This is a genomic window from Aureimonas sp. SA4125 (assembly GCF_019973775.1).
Classification (GTDB): domain Bacteria; phylum Pseudomonadota; class Alphaproteobacteria; order Rhizobiales; family Rhizobiaceae; genus Plantimonas.
In genome coordinates this window covers 2,829,337-2,849,859 of the sequence record NZ_AP025032.1, presented here as the reverse complement: position 1 = coordinate 2,849,859, position 20,523 = coordinate 2,829,337, and the positions used below count along the sequence as shown (strand labels likewise).

The window sequence follows — 20,523 nt, the reverse complement described above, 5'->3', positions numbered from 1 at the left end:
GTGGTGGCCGACGCGCTCCGCCGGAATATCGCCGAGGGTCGCGTGCCTGATGGCACGGTCCTGCTGGAGGGGCCGGTGGCAGAGCTCTTCCGTCTGTCGCGCGCTCCCGTGCAACGAGCGCTCGCCCAGCTCGAGGGAGAGGGGCTGATCCACCGCTTCGAAGGACGTGGCTATCTCGCCGGGACGCCGGGGGTGAAACGTCGGCGTGTCGACCTGCTGACACTCGACCTGCTGCTCCCAGTTGAAGCGGACAACGGTTTCCAGAATCGGCAGACCTGGCGGCGGATCTACGCCGCCGTCGAGGCGGACGTGACGCGCTGCCTGGTGTTCGGTCAGTACCGGATCATCGAGACTGAACTTGCAGAGCATTTCGACGTCAGCCGCACCATCGTCCGTGATGTGCTGGGACGCCTGCAGGAGCGGCAGCTGGTCGACAAGAACCAGAGTTCGCATTGGGTCGCCGGGCCGATCACAGCCCAGACGATCAAGGATCAGTTCGAACTGCGCAAGATTCTTGAGCCGCATGGGCTGATCTCAGCCCTGCCGATGCTGAGGCCGGGCCAACTGCCGGACATTCGCGACCGGCTGCACGCCCATGAGGACTGGGACGAGACGGCCATCGGCGACGACTTTTCAGAGCTCTCCAATCTTTTCGTCAACGACATCGTGCTGGCAACGCCCAATCTCGGCCTGCGCGACCTGATCCGGCGTAATCTGCACACCGTGCTGATGTCGCAGCAGGTCCTGCGCCAGCTTGGCCTGCCGCAGGACCGCGCCTCGATCGTAGAACAGCGGATGATGGTCGAACTTCTGATGCACGGCGCCGTGGAGGCCGCAGCCGCCATGCTCCTGACCCATATCGAGGCGGCAAAGCAGCGCACCATCGCGCAAATGAAGATCGTCGCGGTGCTTCCCCAGCCAATATCCATTGCGCCCTATCTGCGCCGCGCCGACGCGGCAACGGACTAAGAAAACTGCAACAGACGTGGCCCGGCGAATCTGCACGGCGGGCTGAGTGGAATGTCTGCTCGAAGACGGCCAGGTCAGGCACCTTTGCGTCAGGCGGCCATCCAGCCGCCGTCGACGAAGAGATTGTGGCCCGTCAGATAGGTCGCCTCTTCGCTGGCGAGAAACAATGCGGCATTGGCGACGTCCTGCGGCGTGCCGAGGCGCGGCCAGGGCGTCCGCTGCTCGGAATAGTCGATCCACTTCGGCTCGACGGCCCGGCCGCTTTTGCCGGTCAGGATCTTGCCGGGCGCGATCCCGTTGCAGACGATGTAGTCCTTGGCATAGTCCGCGGCGATCTGCCGGGTCATGTAGGCGATGCCGGCTTTGCTGACGCCGTAGGCGAAGTCTTCGGGCGCGCTGACATGGCCGTGCTGGGACGAGATGTTGATCAGCCGCCCGCGTGCCTCGCCGAGGATGGGCTGCGAAACCATCTGGCGCAGGACGGTCCGGGCGCAGAGATAGGCGCCCTTTAGGCTGACATCCATCACCCGGTCCCAGTCGGCTTCCTCGGTTTCCAGAAGCGCCTTGCCGGCGCGCAGGACGGCATTGTTGACGAGGATATCGATCTTGCCGAACCGCGTGACGGCCGCGTCGACGAGGGCCGTGACGGCATCCGCCTTCGCGACGTCGGTCTGCACGAAAAGCGCCGTCCCGCCCTCCCGCGCAATCACGTCGGCGATGGGTTCGCCGCCTTCGATGGCCTCTGTCGTGATGTCGGCGACGACCTCCGCCGCGCCGTGCTTGGCAAAATGCCGGGCGATGCATCGTCCGATCCCCGAGGATCCGCCGGTGACGATCGCCACCTTGCTTGCCAGTCTCTGGGTCATTCCTCAGTATCCTCTTCTGTCGCAGGGAAGCCTCGGCCACGTTGTAACCCGGCTCGGCCATGCCGGCGGGGAAGCCGCGTCACCACGGCCGCGGCTCGTCGAACAGCATGGCTTTCGGGCGCATGCAGAGCGCGCGAGCGATGGCAACCCGCTGCTGCTGGCCGCCGGAGAGCTGGGAGGGCCGCTTGTCGGCGTGCTCGGCGATGTGGACGCGCTCCAGATAATGCATCGCCAGATCGCGCGCCTCGCCCCGCGGCATGCGGCCGATCTTGATCGGGGCGATGGTGGGGTTCTCGAGGATGGTGAGGTGGGGGAACAGGTTGAAATGCTGAAACACCATTCCGACCAGGTGAAGCACCCGGTCGAGACCGCGCCCGCCCGGCGCCCGGCCTTCGCCGTCCACCAGAATCTCGACTTTACGAAATTTCTCCAGGCCGTTGATGCAGCGGATCAGTGTCGACTTCCCCGATCCCGACGGTCCGCAGATCACCACCTTGCGGCCCTTGTGGACGGGCCGGTGGATGCTCTGCAAAGCCTGGAAATCATCGTAGAATTTCGAGACGCCCTTGGCGGGGATGAGCGGATCTTCGGCTGGCGTCATGGGGTGACGATCTCTTGCCGCAGGCCGGCCGATCGCAGCCAGTCCATGTGACCGGTCGCCGCCAGAGCGATGTCGCGCGTCCCGGCATAGCCGCAGGCGGCCGAGAGGCGCCGGATGTCCATCGGGGGTCGGCCTTGCGGGATCCGCGCCGTCACGGTGGGCGACTGTGCGTCGATGGCCGGCTCCGGCAGGTATCGCGGGGGCCGGGCCACCGCCGCCCTGCGCCGCTCAGGGATACATCTGCCCCGGCAGCCACAGAGCGAGCGAGGGAAAGGCGACCAGAAGCGCCACCATGGCCAGCATGATCACCACGAAGGGCATGGCGCCGCGCATCACGTCGACGATCGAGCCACGGCCCCGCACGCCCTGGACGATGAAGAGATTCATGCCGAGCGGCGGCGTGATCAGCGCCACCTCCATCATGATCACCAGGAAGACGCCGAACCAGACGGGATCGATGCCGAAGTGGAAAACGATCGGCATGACGATCGGGATCGTTGCGATCATCATCGACAGGGTTTCGAGGAAGCAGCCGAGAATGAAGTAGAAGACGATGAAGAGCAGGATCGCCTCGAGCGGACTGCTGGCGACGGCGCCGACGACGCGTGTCAGCGTCTGCGGGATGCCGAGAATGCCGATGACGAAGTTCAGGAACTGGGCGGCGACGACGATCAGGAGGATCATCGCGCTGATCTTCACCGTCGACAGCATGGCCTCGTGCAGCATGGCCAGGGAGAATCGCCGCTTGGCGATGGTGACGACGAGCGCCCCGACGACGCCCAGCGCTGCCGATTCCGACGGCGTTGCCCAGCCGGTGTAGATCGATCCCATGACGAGCACGAAGATTGCCAACGGCGGCAGGATATCGACGAGGTTGCGCAGCTTCTGCGCCAGCGGCACGTCCGGCGGCGTCCTTCCCGCCAGCGACGGCTTCAGCAGGCTGGCGACGAGGATGTAGGCCATGAACAGGAAAGCGAGCACCACGCCCGGAACGATACCAGCGGCAAACAGCTGCCCGATCGAGGTGTTCGACATCGAGCCGTAGATGATCATGTTGATCGAGGGCGGGATCAGGATGCCGAGCGTCGCGCCGGCGGCGATCGAGCCCAAGGTGATGCGGTCGTCGTAGTCGTATTTCTCCATTGCCGGAATCGCCACGGTGCCGATCGTCGCGGCGGTTGCGACGGACGAGCCTGAGACGGCGGCAAACAGGCTGCTGGCGGCGATGTTGGTGTGGAGCAGCCCACCGGGCAGGCGGCGCAGCCAGTCGGTCAGCGAGCGATACATGCCGTCGGCCACCCCCGAACGCACGAGGAGCTCGCCGAGAAAGATGAACAGCGGAATGGCCGTCAGGATGAAGTCGTTGAGAACGCTCCAGGTCTGGTTGCCGAAGACGAGAAGCGTCGGCAGGCCGAGATAGACGACGGCGCCGAGCGCGGCGGTGCCGAACAAGGCGATGGCCACGGGAACGCCGATCAGCATCAGCCCGAGCATGATCAGGAAGCCGATCCCGGCCGGCAGGAAGCCGATCATGACCGCGCACTCCGTTCGGCCAGTTGCGCGGCGTGCTCCCGGATCTCCTCGTTCAGCGATTTCACGCCGTACCAGTCGGCCAGAAGCGGCGAGCGGCGCAGGAACAACAGGCACGCCTGGACCGCGGTGGCGCTGGCGACGAGGGCAAAGAACAGCAGGCCGGCGACCCAGACCGCCTGCGGCTGCCACAGCGGCGTCATCATCGGCGTTCCCGACAAGGAGCCATAGTCGATGCTCTCGGTCAGCGTGGTGAAGCCGCGCCAGGCCATGAAGATCGCCATCGCGGCGATCGACAGGACCGACAGGAGATCGAGAAAGCTGCGAAGGCCGGGCGGCAGCCGCTCCAGCACCAGCTCAACCCTTGTATGGGCGCGCTCCAGCCAGGCATAGGCAAAGCCGAAGGCTGCGACGACGGCCAGGACATAACCGCCGAACTCGTCGCCCCCCTGCAGTGAGAAGTTGAAGAAGCGGCGCACCAGCACCTCGCAGGTGATCACCAGAGCCAGGGCCAGAATGGCGTAGCCCCCGACCAGCGCGAATATCCGGGCTGGCGGGCCGAGATAGGTCTGAAGCGGGTTGGTCCGCATGGTGCCCTTTCCGCTCGGCCGGACAGGCGGGGATCGCCGGGCACGGCCGCAACTGATGGAAGAATGTCGCGCTCCGATGGAACGAAGGGCGACCGCGGAGACGGCCCGCCGAGGCGAGCCGTCCCCGTCTGCGACTACTGGATCGTCAGTCCGGCGGCGGCGCCCGCGGTCTCGTTCCAGGTGGCCGAGCAGGTCGGGTCGACGGTGTTGCAGGTGTCGCGCCAGATCGGCAGGACCACCTGCTCGGCGGCTTCCTTCACCTTGGCCTGGTCCTCGGGCGTGATCTCGACCATCGTCATGTCGAACTTCTTGTGTCCGCTGCAGGCCTCGGCGCCTGTGTTGCAGGCCATCGCGTCGTCATTGGAGGTGACCGCGAGGCCCCACAGTTGGTCCTCGAGCTGCTTGAAGGCGGCGGTCAGCGAAGCCTGCTGCTCCGGCGAGAAGCTGTTCCACTTGTCGAGGTTGATGAAGTGACCCTGGACCGAGCCGGAGACCGAGAGCGGCAGGAAGAATTTCGTCACCTCAGGCCAGTTGCCGGTATTGCCGGAGGTCGGCGAGGTCACGCCGCAGGACACGACGCCGCGCTGCAGGGCGGGATAGACTTCGGAGAATTGCAGCGTCACCGGCGTTGCCCCGAAATGCTCCAGCATGGCCGACATCGACGGCGTGAAACTGCGCACCTTCAGTCCCTTCAGGTCGGCCAGGGTCTTGATCGGGCTGTTGCAGTAGAAGACCTGGGGGCCGAAGGGCCAGAGGGTCAACACCTTGGCGTTGAACTTCTCCTCCAGTCGCTTGTCGAACACGCTGCGATAGGCGTCGACGACCTTGCGCAGCGCGGCCATGTCGGTCGAGACGCCGATCAGGTCGACGCCCTCGAAGAAGGGGTCGTCGCGCGAGGCCATGCCGATCTGAACCGACATCACGTCGAACGAACCGCCGCGCAGCATGCGCAGCGCATCGGGGGCCTTCACCCCGACGACGTCCATCGGATTATAGTTCATTCCCAGATCGATGCCGGTGGCCGCGCCCAGTCCGTCGAAGAACGCCCGCTCGATATCGACATGCTTGGTGTTCTGCGAAAAATTGCCCGCGACGCGCAGGGGCGTCTGGGCCACCGCATTCGCCGCGCCGAGCGCGACGGCGGTCATCATGCCAGCCGTCAGGAGGAGCTTCTTCATCATCATCGGATCTCCGGGAGGTGGGGCGATTTTGCATTCAAAGTTACGCGTGCAGACTTGCAGGTTTACCGAAGATCTCAAACAGCAAATGTTGTGCAGGATATTGCGATCATAAGATGCTGAAATAAAATAAGAAATTAGGAATTGACTAAGAACTGGGCAAAATGCTGCCAAGATTATACTCTGATCCTGCCGTTGCAATGAGCGATTTAAGCAGTCTAGATTTAAGAGCGACAAAGGTCCCACACTGGCTGCAGCGGCGCGAAAATCCGTCAGAATCAGCGAATTTGCCAAGAAGGTCGGAAAAAATGAATACAGAAAGTGCGGAGCGCGGCGGCCGGAAGCTGATCGGCATGCTCACGCCATCGTCCAACACGGTGCTCGAGCCGTTCACCGCGCATATGCTGGAGCCGCTGTTTCCCCGCGTCACAGCGCATTTCGGGCGGTTCCGCGTGACCCAGATCGGCCTGGACGAGAAGGCCAACAGCCAGTTCGCCCTGCCGACGATCGTGGCCGCGGCCGAACTCCTCGCCGACGCCCGCTGCGACGTCATCGCCTGGAACGGCACCTCCGCCAGCTGGCTCGGTTTCGACAGCGACGAGCGGCTGTGCGCGGCCATCACAGAACGGACGGGAATTGCCGCGACGAGCGCGATCCTCAGCCTGAATCGCCTTCTGAAGCGCCTTTCGGTCCGACGCCTCGGGCTGGTGACGCCCTATACCCGGGACGTTCAGGAGCGGATCGCGACCAATTACGCATCGATCGGGATTGAGGTCGTCAGCGAGGCCCATGGCGGTCTAAGCGATAATTTTTCCTTCGCCGAGGTCAGCGAGGAGGAGATCGAGCGGATGTGCCGCGACGTAGCGGCGACCGGGCGTCCCGACGCGATCGCCATCGTCTGCACCAATATGCGCGGCCCGCTGGTGGCGGCGCGGCTCGAGGCCCGTCTCGGGATTCCGGTCTTGGATTCGGTGGCGTTCACGCTCTGGGGCTGTCTCGACGGGCTCGCCGTCGACATGAACCCTCTCGGCGGCTTTGGATCCATCTTCCTCGATCCGGCGGACACGACGCTGCCGAAGCAGGCGCGTGGCTAATGTCGTCGGCGCCAGACAACCGACCAGAGGCGAGCGCCCGCACGAACCTGCATGATCAGGTGATCGGCGATCTCCGGTCCATGATCATGCGCGGCGAGCTGGCCGAGGGCCGGCGGGTTCCCGAGGCCATGCTGTGCGAGCGGCTCGGGATCTCGCGCACGCCGCTGCGCGAGGCCCTGAAAGTACTGGCCGCGGAGGGCTTCATCGAATTGCGCCCGAACCGGGGGGCGATCGTGGCCGCCGTCGATGGCGCCGCCGTCGCCGGCCTTTTCGAGGTTAAGGGAGCGATCGAGCGTCTGATCGGCCTGGTCCTGCCGGAGCGCATCACGCCGGGCGAAATGGCCGCACTGGAAGCCATGCTCCAGACCATGCGCGACCTCGTCCGCGACAACGACAGCTCCGGCTACACGGTCGCCAACCAGGCGTTCCACGCAGCTCTCGCGGCCGCGACGAAGAACGAGGCGCTGGTTCAGGCCTATGCCGGGCTGCAGCAGAAGATCCTGCGCGCCCGATTCGCGATCAACGAACGCCCGGCGCGGATCGGCCGATCGTTGCAGGATCACGAGGCGATCATGGCCATGCTGCGGGCCGGTGCCGCGCTCGACCTCGCTTTTCGCCTGGAAGAGCACAACCGCCGAACCGGTGCCGCGATCATCGCGCAACTGCAGGCCGGCGACGCGGGCATGTCATGATCATTCTGGCGGCTGACCATATCCTGCCGGCAGCGCATGCGGGCTGGATCGAGCGGGGCGCTCTCGTCCTTGAGGCGGGCCGAATCGTCGCTATCGGCCGCCGGGCCGATATCGTCGCGGGCTTTCCGCAGCTTCTCCTGCGCGATCTCGGGTCCGCCGTCATTCTCCCCGGTTTCGTCAATGCCCATCAGCACGGGCGTGGAATCAGCCAGATCCTGATGGGCTACCCCGACGATGCGCTGGAGCCCTGGATCGCCGGACGCCGGCGCCACGCGGCGCCCGACGTCTATGCGGTGACGCGGCTCGCCGCCGAGGACATGTTGGCCAATGGCGTCACGGCGACCGTCCATGCCAATTACAGCTACGGAACAGGCGACTACGAAGCCGAAGTCGAGGCGGCGGTTGCCGCCTACCGCGACAGCGGGATGCGCGCGACGGTGTGCGTCGGATTTCAGGACCGCGGATTTCAGGTCTATCCTGGCCGTGACGGCGAGGGGCGCTCTTTGTCGGTGTCGCAGGCCGGGACGCCGCCGCCTTATGCCGGATCCATTGAGGCGACGATGGCCCTGATGGAGCGGCTCCGCGATCGCCATCGTGATGCGCCGCGGATCACCTTCGCCTACGGACCTGCCGGCCCGCAATGGGTCAGCGATGGCGCCTGGCGCGCCCTCGCCGCCGACGCCGCCGCCCGCGGCCTCGGCCTGCACTTCCACCTCCTGGAATCACCGGCCCAGGAGGCGGCGTGCCGCCATCTCTACGGCCCGTCGACGCTTGCGGCTCTCAGCGAATTCGGGCTCTTCGAGGCGCGGACCAGCTGTGCCCACGGCGTGCGCATGAATGCGCAGGATCGCACGATCGCTGGCCAAAACGGCCTCGTCGTCGTCGCATGCCCCGGCTCGAACCTGCGCCTGTTCAATGGCGCGCCGCCGCTGGGCGCGCTTTACGACAGCGGTTGCCTGGTCGGGCTGGGGACCGACAACTGCGCCCTGTCGGACGATGAGGACTATCTGCGCGAGCTGCGCCTCGGCGCCGTCCTGTCGCGCCATCCGGGCATCGAAGCCGCCGGTCCGTCTCCGCACGACCTTCTCCACACCGCGACGGTCGCCGGAAGCCGGGCCGCCTTCATGGGGGACGGGGCAGGGCGACTCGAGGCGGGCGCTGCCGCCGATCTCGTGGCGCTTTCCCTGGAGGGTGTCGCGGCCGGCATCGCGGTGCCGTCGGCGGACCGTCTCGACCTCGTCCTCTCCCGGGCCAGGGGTTCCGACGTGATCCTCACCATGGTCGCGGGCGTAACCCTGTTCGAGGCGACGCCTGGGAATCAAGACCTTCGCGATCGGTGGCGCCAGCAGGCCGCCGCTTCCGTCGTGGCGCGGGGCCGCGGAGCCGTCCCTGAAGACGTCGCCGCGCGCCAGGCCGCCCTCCGGCGGCACTACCGCACCGAACGCGCGGACCGGTAGCCTTCACGCCGATCCAGCCTGTGCCCCATCGAGGGGTTGCAGGCTGCCTTTCACCCCTCAGTGGCTGATCATCCAGGGTCGCTTGGCCGGGAATCCCTTGGCCGCGCCGGCGGCCGGCGCCAGAAATCCCTTCGGCTTCGGCCCGCAGCAGCCGCAACCGGCGCCGTGTCCCTTCGACGCCAGTTTCGGGGCATGAGCGCTGCGCTCGTTGGTGACATGGGCCGAGCGGCGCCCGGCATCCATGTTGGCAATGCCCGGCGCCGTCAGGATGACGCGCCGGGCCGAAGTGCCGCAATCCGGGCAGGGCGCGGGATCGGCCGCCAGTGCCATCGGCCGCAGGCGGGTAAAGGTGCCGCAGTCCTCGCAGGAATAGTCGTAGAAGGGCATGTCAGAGATCCGGCGCCAGCGGCATCTGCACCGAACCGTCGAGGAATTTCGTCGGCCCGTCCGCGCCCGGCATGATGTCGAAGGCGAAGATGTCGGTCGGCAGCCACAGCGTGGCGCAGGCGTTCGGCACGTCGACGACACCGGAGATGTGGCCCTGCACCGGCGCGGTGCCGAGGATGGAATAGGCCTGGGCGCCGGAATAGCCGAACTTCTTCAGGTATTCGATGGCGTTGAGGCAGGCCTGGCGGTAGGCGACGTGGACGTCGAGATAATGCTGCTTGCCGGCCTCATCGACGGAGATGCCCTCGAAGATCAGGAAATCGTCGTATTTCGGCGCGATTGGCGAGGGCCGGAAGATCGGATTTTTAATCCCGTATTTCGCCATGCCGTCCTTGATCAACGTCACCTTGATGTGCAGCCAGCCGGCCATTTCGATGGCGCCGCAGAAGGTGATCTCGCCGTCGCCCTGGCTGAAGTGCAGGTCGCCCATGGAGAGGCCGGCACCGTCGACATAAACAGGGAAATAGACTTTCGAGCCGCGCGACAGATCCTTGATGTCGCAATTGCCGCCGTGTTCGCGCGGCGGCACGGTGCGCGCGCCTTCGGCCGCCGCCTTGTCGCGCGCCTCGCCCTTGAGGCTGCCCATGTGGGCGCTCGGGCCCCCGTCCGGGAGGGTGGCGAGGGTCGGCACGCGCGTCGGGTCGGTGTCGAACAGCGCCTTTTCCCGGGTGTTCCAGGTGTCGAGCATCTTCTGGTCGGGCAGGCAGCCGATCAGGCCGGGATGGATCAGGCCGGCATAGCGTACCCCCGGCACGTGCCGGGACTCCGTGAACATGCCTTTGAAGTCCCAGATCGACTTCTGCGCTTCGGGAAAGTGCTCGGTGAGGAAGCCGCCGCCATTCTGCTTGGAGAAGAAGCCGTTGAAGCCCCAGAGACTGTTTTCGAAAGTGCCGATGTCGAGGATGTCGACGACGAGGAGGTCGCCCGGCTGGGCGCCCTTGACGCCGATCGGGCCGGACAGGAAGTGCACCTGGGTGAGGTCGACGTCGCGCACGTCGGCGGCGGAATCGTCGTTCTTGATCTGGCCGCCGGTCCAGTCGTAGGTCTCGACCTTGAAGTCGGCGCCCGGCTCCACCCAGCAGGCCATCGGAATGTCGGGATGCCAGCGGTTGTGGATCATCTCGTTGTCGTGCGGCGACGTATCGAGATCGACCTTGATGAGGGTGTCGGTCATGGCGCTCTTCCTGCTGATGTCCCATGGGGTTCGTTGCGGGGCGGTGGGGGAGGCGCGGCGGGCCGCGCGAACTGCCGGTCAGACCGACAGGAACTTGGCGATGCGAGCCTCGTCGACGGCGGCGATCGGCTCGTCGTGCACGAGTTCGCCGTTTTCCAGGACGAGGACGCGGTCGGCGATCTCGAGGGCGAACGAGAGAACCTGCTCCGAGACGACGATCGACAGGCCGCGCTCGTCGCGGATGGTCTTCAGCTTGCGGGCGATCTCGCGGATGATAGAGGGCTGGATGCCCTCGGTCGGTTCGTCGAGGAGGAGCACCTTCGGCCGTGCGGCCAATGCGCGGGCGATGGCGAGCTGCTGCTGCTGGCCACCGGAAAGATTGCCGCCGCGCCGGCTGCGCATTTCGAGCAGAACCGGGAAGAGCTCGTAGATGTCCTCCGGGACCGCACGCTCGCCGGTCACGGTAAGGCCGGTCTCGATGTTCTCGCGCACCGTCATCGTGGAAAAGATCAGACGCCCCTGCGGCACATAGGCGATGCCGCCCTTGACCCGCTCGTGGCTCTTGGCGGCGGTGATGTCGACGCCGTTGACCGAGATCGTGCCGCTCCTGGCCGGGACGATGCCGATCAGCGACTTCATCAGCGTCGTCTTGCCCATGCCGTTGCGCCCCATGATCGCGATGATCTCGTTGGGCGCGGCATTGAAGGTCAGTCCGTGCAGCACTTCGCTCTGGCCGTAGGCGGCGTGGAGATTGGTTACGTGGAGCATGGGATTCGCCTCAATGTCCGAGATAGACGTCGACGACCCGTGGGTCGGCCTGGACATGCGCCATGGTGCCCTCGGAGATCACCTTGCCCTGGTGCATGACGGTGACGCGGTGGGCGATGTCCTCGACGAACTTCATGTCGTGCTCGATGACGATGACCGAGCGGTCGGCGATGATCCGGTGCAGGAGTTCGGCGGTCTTCACCCGCTCCGAGACGCTCATGCCCGCCACCGGCTCGTCCAGCATCAGGAGTTCGGGGTCCTGGATCAGCAGCATGCCGATCTCCAGCCACTGCTTCTGTCCGTGGCTCAGGAATTCCGCCTGCAACTGGAGGTGATCCTTTAGGAAGACCAACGCGGCGATTTCCTCGATCCGGGCGGTCACGGCGCCATCGCGCTTGAAGGTGAGTGCTCCGAAGACGGAGCGGCCGCGCGGAAAGGAGATCTCGAGATTCTCGAAGACCGTGAGATCGTCGTAGATCGACGGGTTCTGAAATTTCCGGCCGACCCCGGCATGGACGATCTGGTGTTCCTTCATGGCCGTCAGCTCCTGGCCGCGAAAGCGCACGGAGCCCGAGCTGGCGCGCGTCTTACCGCAGATGAGGTCGAGCGCCGTGGTCTTGCCGGCGCCGTTCGGGCCGATGATGACGCGAATCTCGTTCTCGTCGACGTAGAAGGAGAGGTCGTCGACGGCCTTGAACCCGTCGAAGGAGACGGTGAGGCTCTCGACCGCCAGGAGAAAGTCGTTCTCGGTCGCCATGTCGGCGTCTCCTATTCGGCCGGGGTCGCGGGGAGGATGGCGGCGTCCCTGTCGGCGGCCGAGGCGGCTCGGGCGGCGAACAGGCTGTGCAGGCGAGGCCGGATCCGCGCGGCGTAGACGCCAGCCAGGCCGTTTGGAAAGGCGAGGACCACGGCGATGAACAGCGCGCCCATGGCGAACAGCCAGAGCTCGGGAAACGTCTCGGAAAAGGAGCTCTTGGCCCAGTTGACGAGGAGCGTGCCGTAGACCGCGCCGATCAGCGACAGGCGGCCGCCGACGGCGCAAAATATGACCATCTCGATCGAGGGCACGATGCCGACGAAGCTCGGCGACATGAAGCCGACCTGCAGGGTGAACATCGCCCCGCCGACTCCGGCGAGCGCGGCGGCGAAGCAGAAGACGAAGATCTTGAAGCCGGCGACGTCGTAGCCGGAGAAGCGGACCCGGTCCTCCTTGTCGCGCAGTGCCACCAGGATGCGTCCGAGCTTGGACGAGCGCACCGCCATCGACAGGCCGATCGCTGCCAACAGCAGGCCGGCATTGATGAAGTACAAGATCAGCTTGGCGTCGTCGCTTCGGATGTCCCAGCCAAGGAGTGTGCGAAGGTCGGTGATGCCGTTGACGCCGCCCGTATAGCCCTGCTGGCCGATGATGAGAATCGTCAGGATGGCCGCGATCGCCTGGGTGATGATCGCGAAGTAGACGCCGCCGACCCGGCGGGTGAACATCGCAAAGCCGATGACAAAGGCGAGCACGACCGGCACGAGGACGACGGCGAGAAGCGTGAAGCCGAAGGAGTGGAACGGTTCCCAGAACCAGGGGAGCGCCGTGATCTGGTTCCAGTCCATGAAATCGGGGATGCCGGGCGTCGACTGGATTCTCGTCGCTTCAGGCGTGGAGGATTCGAGCTTCAGGAACATCGCCATGCAGTAGCCGCCGAGGCCGAAGAAGATGCCCTGGCCGAGGCTGAGAATGCCGGCGCTGCCCCAGCACAGGACGAGGCCGACGGCGACGAAGGCGTAGGTCAGGTACTTGCCGACGAGGTTCAGCCGGAACACGTCCATCACGCCGGGCAGAACCAGGAGAAGAAGCGCGGCGAGGAGGACGAAACCGAGGAGATGGCCGCGGCGGCCGCCGGTAAAGAGGCTTTGCATGAGGGTTCTCATCGACGCACCTTGAGGACGAACAGGCCCTGTGGCCGGAGCATGATGATCGCCACCACGGTGAGAAGCGTCAGCACCTTGGCCATCGAGCCGGAGAGGAAGAATTCCAGCGTCGACTGCGCCTGCGAGATGGTGAAGGCCGAGGCGACCGTGCCGAGAAGGCTGGCCGCGCCGCCGAAGACCACGACGAGGAAGGTGTCGACGATGTAGAGCTGGCCGGCGCTGGGGCCCGTCGAGCCGATCATGGTGAAGGCGCTGCCGGCGACGCCGGCAATGCCGCAGCCGAGGCCGAAGGTCATGCAGTCGACCTTCTCTGTGTCGATGCCGACGGCGCCCGCCATCGTGCGGTTCTGCACCACGGCGCGCACCTGCGCGCCCCAGCGCGAGCGGAACATCACGAGGTAGACGAGGAAGGTGATGAGGAGCGTGATGGCCATGACGATGAGGCCGTTGATCGGCACCTCCACCGTCTCGGTCACCTGCATCGAGCCCATCATCCAGTCCGGCAGCGTGACGCCGACCTCGCGCGCACCGAAGATCGTGCGGAAGGCCTGCTGCAGGATGAGCGACAGGCCCCAGGTGGCGAGCAGCGTGTCGAGCGGGCGCTTGTAGAGAAAGCGGATCAGCCAGTGCTCGACCGCCATGCCGAGCGCCCCGCTGGCGAGAAAGGCGAGCGCCATGGCAAAGAAGAAGGACACCCCCATCAGCGCCGGCGCGAAGGCCTGGAAGAAGTTGGAGCAGAGATAGGTGACGTAGGCGCCGAGGATCATGAACTCGCCATGCGCCATGTTGATCACCCCCATCTGCCCGAAGATGATGGCAAGGCCGAGTGCCATCAGGAGCAGGACGGAGAAGAGGACGAGCCCGGCAAAACCCTGCATGGCGAAGATCGAGCTGAGCTCGCTCCAGCTGTAGTCGGCAAACATCCATGTCTCCGTGTCGGCAGATGTCGGGAAGGGAAGCGGGCAGGGGTCCCGAGCCCGCCAGTGCGGGCCCGGGGCGGCCGGATCGGCTTACTGGTAGCCCTCCGGGAACGGGTCCGGCTCCATCAGGTCGGTGGTCTCGTAGACCAGGTCATACTGGCCGTCGGCCTTGGCGTGGCCGATGCGGGTCTTTGACCAGAGGTGATGGTTCTGGTGGATCTTGACGTAGCCTTCCGGTGCCGTCGTCAGCTCGATGTCGGGCGACGCCGCGCGGATCTTGTCGATGTCGAAGCTGCCGGCCTTCTCGACGGCCGCCTTCCAGAGCCAGGGGCCGAGATAGGCGGCCTGGGTGACGTCGCCGATGACGATGTCGTCGCCCCACTTCGCCTTGAAGGCGGAAACGAAGGCCTTGTTGTTCTCGTTGTCGAGGCTCTGGAAATACTTCATCGCGGCATAGGCCCCGACCATGTTCTCGCCGCCGATGCCACGGATCTCGTCCTCGGTCACCGAGATTGTCAGGACCAGCGGCTTTTCCTTGGTCATGTCGATGCCGGCTGCCTTCAGCTGCTTGTAGAAGGCGACGTTCGAGCCGCCGACCACGATCGCGTAGATCACGTCCGGCTTCCTCAGCTTGATCTTGTTGATCACCGAGTTGAACTGGGTATGGCCGAGCGGATAGTAGTCCTCGCCGACGACCTTCATGCCGAGGTGGTCCTCGATATGCTTGCGTGCGATCTTGTTGGAAGTGCGCGGCCAGATGTAGTCGGAGCCGAGCAGATAAAAGCTCTTGGCGCCCTTTTCGCGGGTGACCCAGTCGAGGCCGGCGAGGATCTGCTGCGTCGCTTCCTGACCGGTATAGATGACGTTCGGGCTTTCTTCGAGACCTTCGTAAAAGGTCGGGTAGTAAAGCATGCCGTTATACTGCTCGAAGACCGGCAGGACGGCCTTGCGCGAGGCCGAGGTCCAGCAGCCGAAGACTGAGGCGACCTTGTCCTCGACGAGCAGCTTCTTGGCCTTTTCGGCAAAGGTCGGCCAGTCCGAGGCGCCGTCCTCTTGGATCACCTGGATCTTGCGGCCGAGGACGCCGCCCATCTCGTTGATCTGGTCGATCGCGAGCTTCTCGGCCTGGACGGACCCTGTCTCCGAGATGGCCATCGTGCCGGTGACGGAGTGCAGGATGCCGACCGTGACGGTATCGTCGGTGACGGCAAGATTGGTCGTATTGACCTCGGCGGTCGGTGGCGACTGGGCCCAGCCGATCGACGGCAGCATGGCCGCGACAGCCATGGCGGCCGATCCGAGGAGGAGTTTTCGGCGCAGGACGGAACGCGGCCCGCCCGAAGGGGTCGTTGGGTCTTTCATCTCGATTTCCTGTTCGCTTGTAGCGGCGCCCGGCTCATGTCGGACCCATCGGTTGACGTCGTGGATCATCGGCCGCAATCTCGCAGCGCAACAATACGTCAAATCGCGTATTCAAAATTTCTGTCACTGAACGAAGATGCGGTTCTATTGGGCGACCGGACGAGATCCGGGCGAACCGGACTATTCTTCAATGTTCAGATCTCGATCGAAAGAATAACCGACCAGGTGACACAGGGCGTGCGCTGCAAGAGACTTTGGATCGGACGTGGACGTCGGGAGGGCGCCCGCCGTGCCGCGGTCGTCTTGCCACCGCCGTCGTCGATGCGCCGATGACCGAATACAGCCCCGCCCCGCAACGAATTCTGCGCGTGCGGCGCAGCTACAACCAGTGGGTCGCCAACGAGACCCTCGAGGACTATGCGCTGCGCTTCACTGCCAAGCGCGGCCGCCGCTGGACGCCGTGGCAGTTGGCGATGACGGCGTGCGGCGGCATCTCCTTCCTGGCGCTGGAGGCGATCGGCGGCACGCTGACGCTGCATTTCGGCTTCACCAACGCCTTCGCGGCCGTCCTGGTCGTAGCCCTCCTGATCTTTGGCGCCGGCCTGCCGATCAGTTTCTATGCCGCCAAATACGGAGTCGACATCGATCTCCTGACTCGCGGCGCCGGCTTCGGCTATCTCGGCTCGACGGTCACGTCGCTGATCTATGCCTGCTTCACCTTCATCTTCCTGGCGATCGAGGCCGCGATCATGGCGATGGCGCTGGAGATGATGCTCGGCCTGCCGCTCTGGGCCGGATACGTCGTCTGCGCACTGGCGGTCATTCCGATCGTCACGCACGGGATCTCGCTGATCAGCCGTTTCCAGACCTGGACCCAGCCGATCTGGCTCGTCCTCAACATCGCGCCCTTCGTCTTCCTGGCGGTGCAGGGCGCCATGCCGGTCGCCGAATGGATCACTTTCCCCGGCAGCCGCGCCGGGCCGGAGGGCGGGTTCGACATCCTGCTCTTCGGCGGCGCCACGGGAATCCTCTTTGCCTTGACGGCGCAGATCGGCGAGCAGGTCGACTTTCTCCGCTTCATGCCGCGTCGAACGGCCCGGACACGGTTTTCCTGGTGGCCGGCTCTGATCCTCGGCGGACCCGGCTGGGTGGCGATCGGAGCGGTGAAGATCCTCGCCGGCTCGTTTCTGGCGGTGCTTGCCGTCCGGGAGGGGCTTCCGGCGGCGGTCGCGCAACATCCGACTGAAATGTACCGCGTCGCCTACGGCTACGTCTTTTCGCAGCCGGGTCTCGTTATCGCGGCGACGGGCATCTTCGTCGTCGTGGCGCAGATGAAGATCAACGTCACCAATGCCTATGCCGGCTCCATCGCCTGGTCGAACTTCTTTTCGCGCCTGACCCACAGCCATCCCGGCCGCGTCGTCTGGCTGGTCTTCAACGTCGCCATCGCCTTGATGCTGATGGAGATGGGCATCCTCAGGGCACTGGAGGAGATCCTCGGCCTGTACGCCATCCTCGCGGTCTCCTGGGTGGCGGCGCTCGTCGCCGATCTCGTGGTCAACAAGCCGCTCGGCCTGTCGCCGCGCCATATCGAGTTCAAGCGCGCCCATCTCTACGACATCAACCCCGTCGGCTTCGGCGCGATGGGGGCGGGAATCCTTGTCGCGAGCCTTTGTTATGCCGGGCTTTTCGGCGAGACGGCAAGCGCCCTCTCGGCCTTCGCCGCCCTCGGCACCGCCTTCGTCGCCACGCCCCTGATCGCAGTGGCGACGCGCGGCCGCTACTACATTGCCCGCAAGGCACGGGACGACTGGGCAGGGCTTCCCACCATCGCCTGCTGCATCTGCGAGCATCATTTCGAGACAGAGGACATGGCATCCTGCCCCGCTTATGCCGGGCCGATCTGCTCGCTCTGCTGTTCGCTCGATGCGCGCTGTCACGATCTCTGCAAGACCGACAGCCGGGTGCGCGAACAGATCGTCGGCGCGCTGAAGCGCAATGTCTCGACCCAGCTCGCCGCCTTCGCCGACTCCCCCCGTGGCCATTATCTGGCGATCTTCGTCACCATGCTCGTCATCACCGGCAGCATCCTGACGCTGATCGGCTTCCAGGCCAGTCTCGACAACCCCCAGGATGCCGCAACCGTCACCGCCATCCTGGTGCAGATCTTCGCGGTTTTCGTGATCGTCGCGGGCGTTGCCTCCTGGCTCTTCGTCCTCGCCCATGCGAGCCGCCGGGTCGCGCAAGAGGAATCACTGCGCCAGACGCTGCTCCTGACCGAGGAGATCGACGCCCACCAGCGCACCGACGTCGAACTGCAGCGCGCCAAGGAGAAGGCGGAGGCGGCCAGCCTTGCCAAGACGCGCTTCGTCGTCGGCATGAGCCATGAATTGCGCACGCCGCTGAACTCGATCCTCGGCTTCGCCCAGATCATGGAGCAGGACCCGACCCTTCCCGAAAAGCGCCGCGACGGGGTCCGGGTGATCCGCCGCAGCGGCGAGCATCTGGCCGGATTGATCGACGGGCTGCTCGACATCTCGCGCATCGAGGCAGGCAAGCTGCAGATCTACCGCGACCAGATCGCCCTGCGGCCGCTGCTCAGCCAGATCGTCGAGATGTTCCGGCTGCAGGCGCAAGGGGCGGGGATCGCCTTCCGCTTCGACGTCGAGGGCAGCCTGCCGGAGTTTGTGCGCAGCGACGAGAAGCGGATACGGCAGATCCTGATCAACCTTCTCTCCAATGCGATCAAGTTCACCCGCAAGGGATCGGTCACGTTGAAAGTCCGCTATCGCAGCCAGATTGCCGAATTCTCGGTCATCGACACCGGCTTCGGTATGGCACCGGCCGATCTCGATCGCATCTTCGAGCCCTTCGAGCGTCTTGGAGGAGATGGGCGCGCCGTTCCCGGTACCGGCCTCGGACTGACCATCACCAAGCTCCTGACGGAGATTCTCGGTGGTGACATCCGTGTCGTGAGCAAGGCCGGCGAGGGCAGCACCTTCACCGTGCGCCTTTTCATGTCGTCGATCACCTCCGTGCCGGCTGCGGCCTCGCAGCAGCGCCGCATCGTCGGCTATGGCGGCCGGCGCATGACGATTCTCGCCGTCGACGACGAGCCGGCGCACCGCCAGCTTCTGGAAGAGATCCTGTCGCCGCTCGGCTTCACCGTCCTCACCGTCGAGAGCGGCGCCGCATGCCTTGCCCTCGTTCCGATCGCCGAGCCCGACCTCCTCATCGTCGACATCACCATGCCCGGCATGAACGGCTGGGAACTCGCAGCGAAGCTGCGGGCCGCGGCGGTCGACACTCCCATCGCCCTGCTGTCGGCCGATGCCCGGCCGTCCTCGCCGGACATGCGCCTGTGCGACGACTGGATCGCCAAGCCGATGGCGGTGCCCATTCTTCTGGAGAGCGTGCGCCGGCTCGTCGGGATCGACTGGATCTACGACGATGCCGCTGTCGGCGCCGCCGCGCCGGGGGAAGTGGAGCTCGAGCCTTTCGAGATCCCGGAGGCCGGCGATCTGCGCGATCTCGTCTCGCTTCTCCAAATCGGTTTCGTCAGGGGGATCCATGCCAAGCTCGATCATATCGCAACCTGTCAGCCGCAGGCCCAGCGCTTCGTCGACCGCATCCGCAAGCGGCTGGACCGCTTCGACCTCGACGCCTGTCTCGGCTTCATCGAGGGGTTCGACGATGCCGCCTGAGCGGCAGATCCCGCGCAAGATCGTCCTCGTCGTCGACGATGCGCCCGATACGGTCGACCTTCTGACCACGGCGCTGGAAGAACAGGATCTGACCGTCCTCGTGGCGCTGGACGGCGAGAAGGCGATCGCGATCGCCCGCCGGATCACCCCGGACATCATCCTCCTCGACGCCGTGATGCCGGGCATGGACGGGTTCGAGACCTGCCGGCGGCTGAAGCTGGACGAGACGCTCGCCCATATCCCGGTGATCTTCATGACCGGGCTCAGCGAGACCGAGCACATCGTCCACGCCTTCGCCGTGGGCGGCGTCGACTACGTCACCAAGCCGATCGTGATGGAGCAGATCCTGGTGCGCATGCGCGTCCACCAGGAGAACGCGCGCATGACGCGCTCGGCCCGGCTGGCTCTGGACACTTCGGGCCGCTTCCTGCTGGCGGTGGACCGCGACGGAACGGTGCTGTGGACGACGCCGCAGGCCCGCCGGCTGATGAGCCGCCAGGCGGGGGACCTGCCGCCGAGGCAGTTGAAGGCCGAACTCGATCTTCTGCGGGAAGGGCGTCCGGCCCACCATCCCGACGATCCCGGCCTCGTCCTGGCACTGCTCGGGCAGATCGACGCCGACGAATTCCTGTTGCGGCTCTCCCGCGCCAAGGACGACGACACCGAGGCGGCGCTACTGCAAGCGGGCTTCGCGTTGACGGCGCGGGAAGCGGAGGTGCTGCTCTGGCTTGCCCGCGGCAAGTCGAACCGCGACATCGCCGACATTCTCGCGCTCAGCCCGCGAACGGTGGACAAGCACCTCGAAATGGTCTTTCGCAAGCTTGGGGTCGAAAACCGCACCGCCGCTTCCTCCCTCGCCATGTCGCGTCTGGTCGAGCAGCGCTGAGGCGGCCGTCCGGCGGGACCCGGCCGCATCGCGACGGGATCGCCTGCCTGAAGCTGGCCAGGGATGGGGACGACGTGACGGGCGAAGGAGATCGTCGGCCAGCATTGCGGTGCTCCAGCGAGTGAGCACATCATGCCACGCCTTGTCGTCCCCCGACCAATGCCGGGGTCCGCCAGCCCCATTGATGATCTCAACCCGCCGAAACAGCCGGTCAGGGTCAAGCCTATCGTCAAATCCAGACAAAACGATCCTCGCGTTGGATCGTCGGACTCGGCGCTCAGATCGATAAACGGAAGGTGGGGACAGAGGTGGTTCGGTTTGTCTGGACAGGTTCGCGACCTTCTAAGCGATCGTCTGCCGGG

At 65.4% G+C, this 20,523-nt stretch carries 19 protein-coding genes; 6 read left to right on the top strand and 13 right to left on the bottom strand.

The window, feature by feature from the left end; all coding sequences use genetic code 11:
• Positions 1-3 precede the first annotated feature (3 nt).
• Complete coding sequence (locus Sa4125_RS13415; protein ID WP_345944273.1) at positions 4-969, top strand: GntR family transcriptional regulator; 966 nt, start codon at positions 4-6, stop codon at positions 967-969.
• Between the two features lie 89 nt (positions 970-1,058).
• On the opposite strand, the gene Sa4125_RS13410 is transcribed toward Sa4125_RS13415, so the two are convergent.
• The 6 genes from Sa4125_RS13410 to Sa4125_RS13390 form a co-directional block, all read right to left on the bottom strand.
• Positions 1,059-1,835: an SDR family oxidoreductase gene (locus Sa4125_RS13410; RefSeq protein ID WP_223998554.1), complete on the bottom strand. Its 777-nt coding sequence runs from the start codon at positions 1,833-1,835 to the stop codon at positions 1,059-1,061.
• A 79-nt stretch (positions 1,836-1,914) separates the two neighbouring features.
• On the bottom strand, positions 1,915-2,436 hold the full coding sequence (locus tag Sa4125_RS13405) for an ATP-binding cassette domain-containing protein (protein WP_345944272.1): 522 nt from the start codon (positions 2,434-2,436) through the stop codon (positions 1,915-1,917).
• Positions 2,433-2,558, bottom strand: coding sequence for a hypothetical protein (locus tag Sa4125_RS24215; RefSeq protein ID WP_267461330.1), 126 nt, complete (start codon positions 2,556-2,558; stop codon positions 2,433-2,435). Before Sa4125_RS24215 ends, Sa4125_RS13405 begins: the two co-directional genes overlap by 4 nt.
• A gap of 106 nt (positions 2,559-2,664) precedes the next feature.
• Positions 2,665-3,969, bottom strand: a complete 1,305-nt coding sequence (locus Sa4125_RS13400) for a TRAP transporter large permease (RefSeq protein WP_223998553.1) — start codon at positions 3,967-3,969, stop codon at positions 2,665-2,667.
• Positions 3,966-4,556: a TRAP transporter small permease gene (locus Sa4125_RS13395; RefSeq protein WP_223998552.1), complete on the bottom strand. Its 591-nt coding sequence runs from the start codon at positions 4,554-4,556 to the stop codon at positions 3,966-3,968. Before Sa4125_RS13395 ends, Sa4125_RS13400 begins: the two co-directional genes overlap by 4 nt.
• Positions 4,557-4,690: 134 nt before the next feature.
• The gene (locus Sa4125_RS13390; RefSeq protein WP_223998551.1) at positions 4,691-5,737 is read right to left on the bottom strand and encodes a TRAP transporter substrate-binding protein; all 1,047 of its coding nucleotides are present in this window, start codon (positions 5,735-5,737) and stop codon (positions 4,691-4,693) included.
• Between the two features lie 197 nt (positions 5,738-5,934).
• Here Sa4125_RS13390 and Sa4125_RS13385 point away from each other — a divergent pair, with 197 nt between their 5' ends.
• Genes Sa4125_RS13385 through Sa4125_RS13375 form a run of 3 tightly spaced genes read left to right on the top strand, consistent with a single transcriptional unit; the run spans position 5,935 to position 8,977 of the window.
• Complete coding sequence (locus Sa4125_RS13385) at positions 5,935-6,828, top strand: aspartate/glutamate racemase family protein (RefSeq protein WP_223998550.1); 894 nt, start codon at positions 5,935-5,937, stop codon at positions 6,826-6,828.
• Between the two features lie 59 nt (positions 6,829-6,887).
• Entirely contained in the window at positions 6,888-7,520 is a 633-nt protein-coding gene (locus tag Sa4125_RS13380) for a GntR family transcriptional regulator (RefSeq protein WP_267461329.1), read from the top strand.
• Positions 7,517-8,977 carry an amidohydrolase family protein gene (locus Sa4125_RS13375; RefSeq protein ID WP_223998548.1) on the top strand — a complete coding sequence of 487 codons (1,461 nt, stop codon included), beginning with the start codon at positions 7,517-7,519 and terminating at the stop codon, positions 8,975-8,977. Before Sa4125_RS13380 ends, Sa4125_RS13375 begins: the two co-directional genes overlap by 4 nt.
• A gap of 57 nt (positions 8,978-9,034) precedes the next feature.
• Here Sa4125_RS13375 and Sa4125_RS13370 read toward each other — a convergent pair whose 3' ends face one another.
• The 7 genes from Sa4125_RS13370 to urtA form a co-directional block, all read right to left on the bottom strand.
• Positions 9,035-9,364, bottom strand: a complete 330-nt coding sequence (locus Sa4125_RS13370; protein ID WP_223998547.1) for a zinc ribbon domain-containing protein — start codon at positions 9,362-9,364, stop codon at positions 9,035-9,037.
• Position 9,365: 1 nt separating this feature from the next.
• Complete coding sequence (gene fmdA, locus Sa4125_RS13365; protein WP_223998546.1) at positions 9,366-10,598, bottom strand: formamidase; 1,233 nt, start codon at positions 10,596-10,598, stop codon at positions 9,366-9,368.
• Between the two features lie 78 nt (positions 10,599-10,676).
• A complete protein-coding gene (urtE, locus tag Sa4125_RS13360) occupies positions 10,677-11,366 on the bottom strand; it encodes an urea ABC transporter ATP-binding subunit UrtE (protein ID WP_223998545.1) in 690 nt (229 codons plus the stop codon).
• A gap of 10 nt (positions 11,367-11,376) precedes the next feature.
• Complete coding sequence (gene urtD, locus Sa4125_RS13355; protein ID WP_223998544.1) at positions 11,377-12,123, bottom strand: urea ABC transporter ATP-binding protein UrtD; 747 nt, start codon at positions 12,121-12,123, stop codon at positions 11,377-11,379.
• Positions 12,124-12,134: 11 nt separating this feature from the next.
• Positions 12,135-13,277 carry an urea ABC transporter permease subunit UrtC gene (gene urtC, locus Sa4125_RS13350; protein WP_223998543.1) on the bottom strand — a complete coding sequence of 381 codons (1,143 nt, stop codon included), beginning with the start codon at positions 13,275-13,277 and terminating at the stop codon, positions 12,135-12,137.
• 8 nt (positions 13,278-13,285) lie between these two features.
• Entirely contained in the window at positions 13,286-14,212 is a 927-nt protein-coding gene (urtB, locus tag Sa4125_RS13345; protein ID WP_223998542.1) for an urea ABC transporter permease subunit UrtB, read from the bottom strand.
• Positions 14,213-14,299: 87 nt separating this feature from the next.
• Positions 14,300-15,571, bottom strand: coding sequence for an urea ABC transporter substrate-binding protein (gene urtA, locus Sa4125_RS13340; RefSeq protein WP_223998541.1), 1,272 nt, complete (start codon positions 15,569-15,571; stop codon positions 14,300-14,302).
• Between the two features lie 329 nt (positions 15,572-15,900).
• On the opposite strand from urtA, the gene Sa4125_RS13335 reads away from it, so the two are divergent.
• Both Sa4125_RS13335 and Sa4125_RS13330 read left to right on the top strand, forming a co-directional pair.
• Complete coding sequence (locus Sa4125_RS13335; RefSeq protein WP_223998540.1) at positions 15,901-19,275, top strand: ATP-binding protein; 3,375 nt, start codon at positions 15,901-15,903, stop codon at positions 19,273-19,275.
• A complete protein-coding gene (locus tag Sa4125_RS13330; protein WP_223998539.1) occupies positions 19,265-20,161 on the top strand; it encodes a response regulator transcription factor in 897 nt (298 codons plus the stop codon). Before Sa4125_RS13335 ends, Sa4125_RS13330 begins: the two co-directional genes overlap by 11 nt.
• Positions 20,162-20,523 lie beyond the last annotated feature (362 nt).

Bases quoted from the DNA above. Each gene is read 5' to 3' on its own strand.
- Sa4125_RS13410 (WP_223998554.1), bottom strand. From the start codon at position 1,835: ATGACCCAGAGACTGGCAAGCAAGGTGGCGATCGTCACCGGCGGATCC.
- Sa4125_RS13405 (WP_345944272.1), bottom strand. From the start codon at position 2,436: ATGACGCCAGCCGAAGATCCGCTCATCCCCGCCAAGGGCGTCTCGAAA.
- Sa4125_RS24215 (WP_267461330.1), bottom strand. From the start codon at position 2,558: ATGGACATCCGGCGCCTCTCGGCCGCCTGCGGCTATGCCGGGACGCGC.
- Sa4125_RS13400 (WP_223998553.1), bottom strand. From the start codon at position 3,969: ATGATCGGCTTCCTGCCGGCCGGGATCGGCTTCCTGATCATGCTCGGG.
- Sa4125_RS13395 (WP_223998552.1), bottom strand. From the start codon at position 4,556: ATGCGGACCAACCCGCTTCAGACCTATCTCGGCCCGCCAGCCCGGATA.
- Sa4125_RS13390 (WP_223998551.1), bottom strand. From the start codon at position 5,737: ATGATGAAGAAGCTCCTCCTGACGGCTGGCATGATGACCGCCGTCGCG.
- Sa4125_RS13385 (WP_223998550.1), top strand. From the start codon at position 5,935: ATGAGCGATTTAAGCAGTCTAGATTTAAGAGCGACAAAGGTCCCACAC.
- Sa4125_RS13375 (WP_223998548.1), top strand. From the start codon at position 7,517: ATGATCATTCTGGCGGCTGACCATATCCTGCCGGCAGCGCATGCGGGC.
- Sa4125_RS13370 (WP_223998547.1), bottom strand. From the start codon at position 9,364: ATGCCCTTCTACGACTATTCCTGCGAGGACTGCGGCACCTTTACCCGC.
- fmdA (WP_223998546.1), bottom strand. From the start codon at position 10,598: ATGACCGACACCCTCATCAAGGTCGATCTCGATACGTCGCCGCACGAC.
- urtE (WP_223998545.1), bottom strand. From the start codon at position 11,366: ATGCTCCACGTAACCAATCTCCACGCCGCCTACGGCCAGAGCGAAGTG.
- urtD (WP_223998544.1), bottom strand. From the start codon at position 12,123: ATGGCGACCGAGAACGACTTTCTCCTGGCGGTCGAGAGCCTCACCGTC.
- urtC (WP_223998543.1), bottom strand. From the start codon at position 13,277: ATGCAAAGCCTCTTTACCGGCGGCCGCCGCGGCCATCTCCTCGGTTTC.
- urtB (WP_223998542.1), bottom strand. From the start codon at position 14,212: ATGTTTGCCGACTACAGCTGGAGCGAGCTCAGCTCGATCTTCGCCATG.
- urtA (WP_223998541.1), bottom strand. From the start codon at position 15,571: ATGAAAGACCCAACGACCCCTTCGGGCGGGCCGCGTTCCGTCCTGCGC.
- Sa4125_RS13335 (WP_223998540.1), top strand. From the start codon at position 15,901: ATGACCGAATACAGCCCCGCCCCGCAACGAATTCTGCGCGTGCGGCGC.
- Sa4125_RS13330 (WP_223998539.1), top strand. From the start codon at position 19,265: ATGCCGCCTGAGCGGCAGATCCCGCGCAAGATCGTCCTCGTCGTCGAC.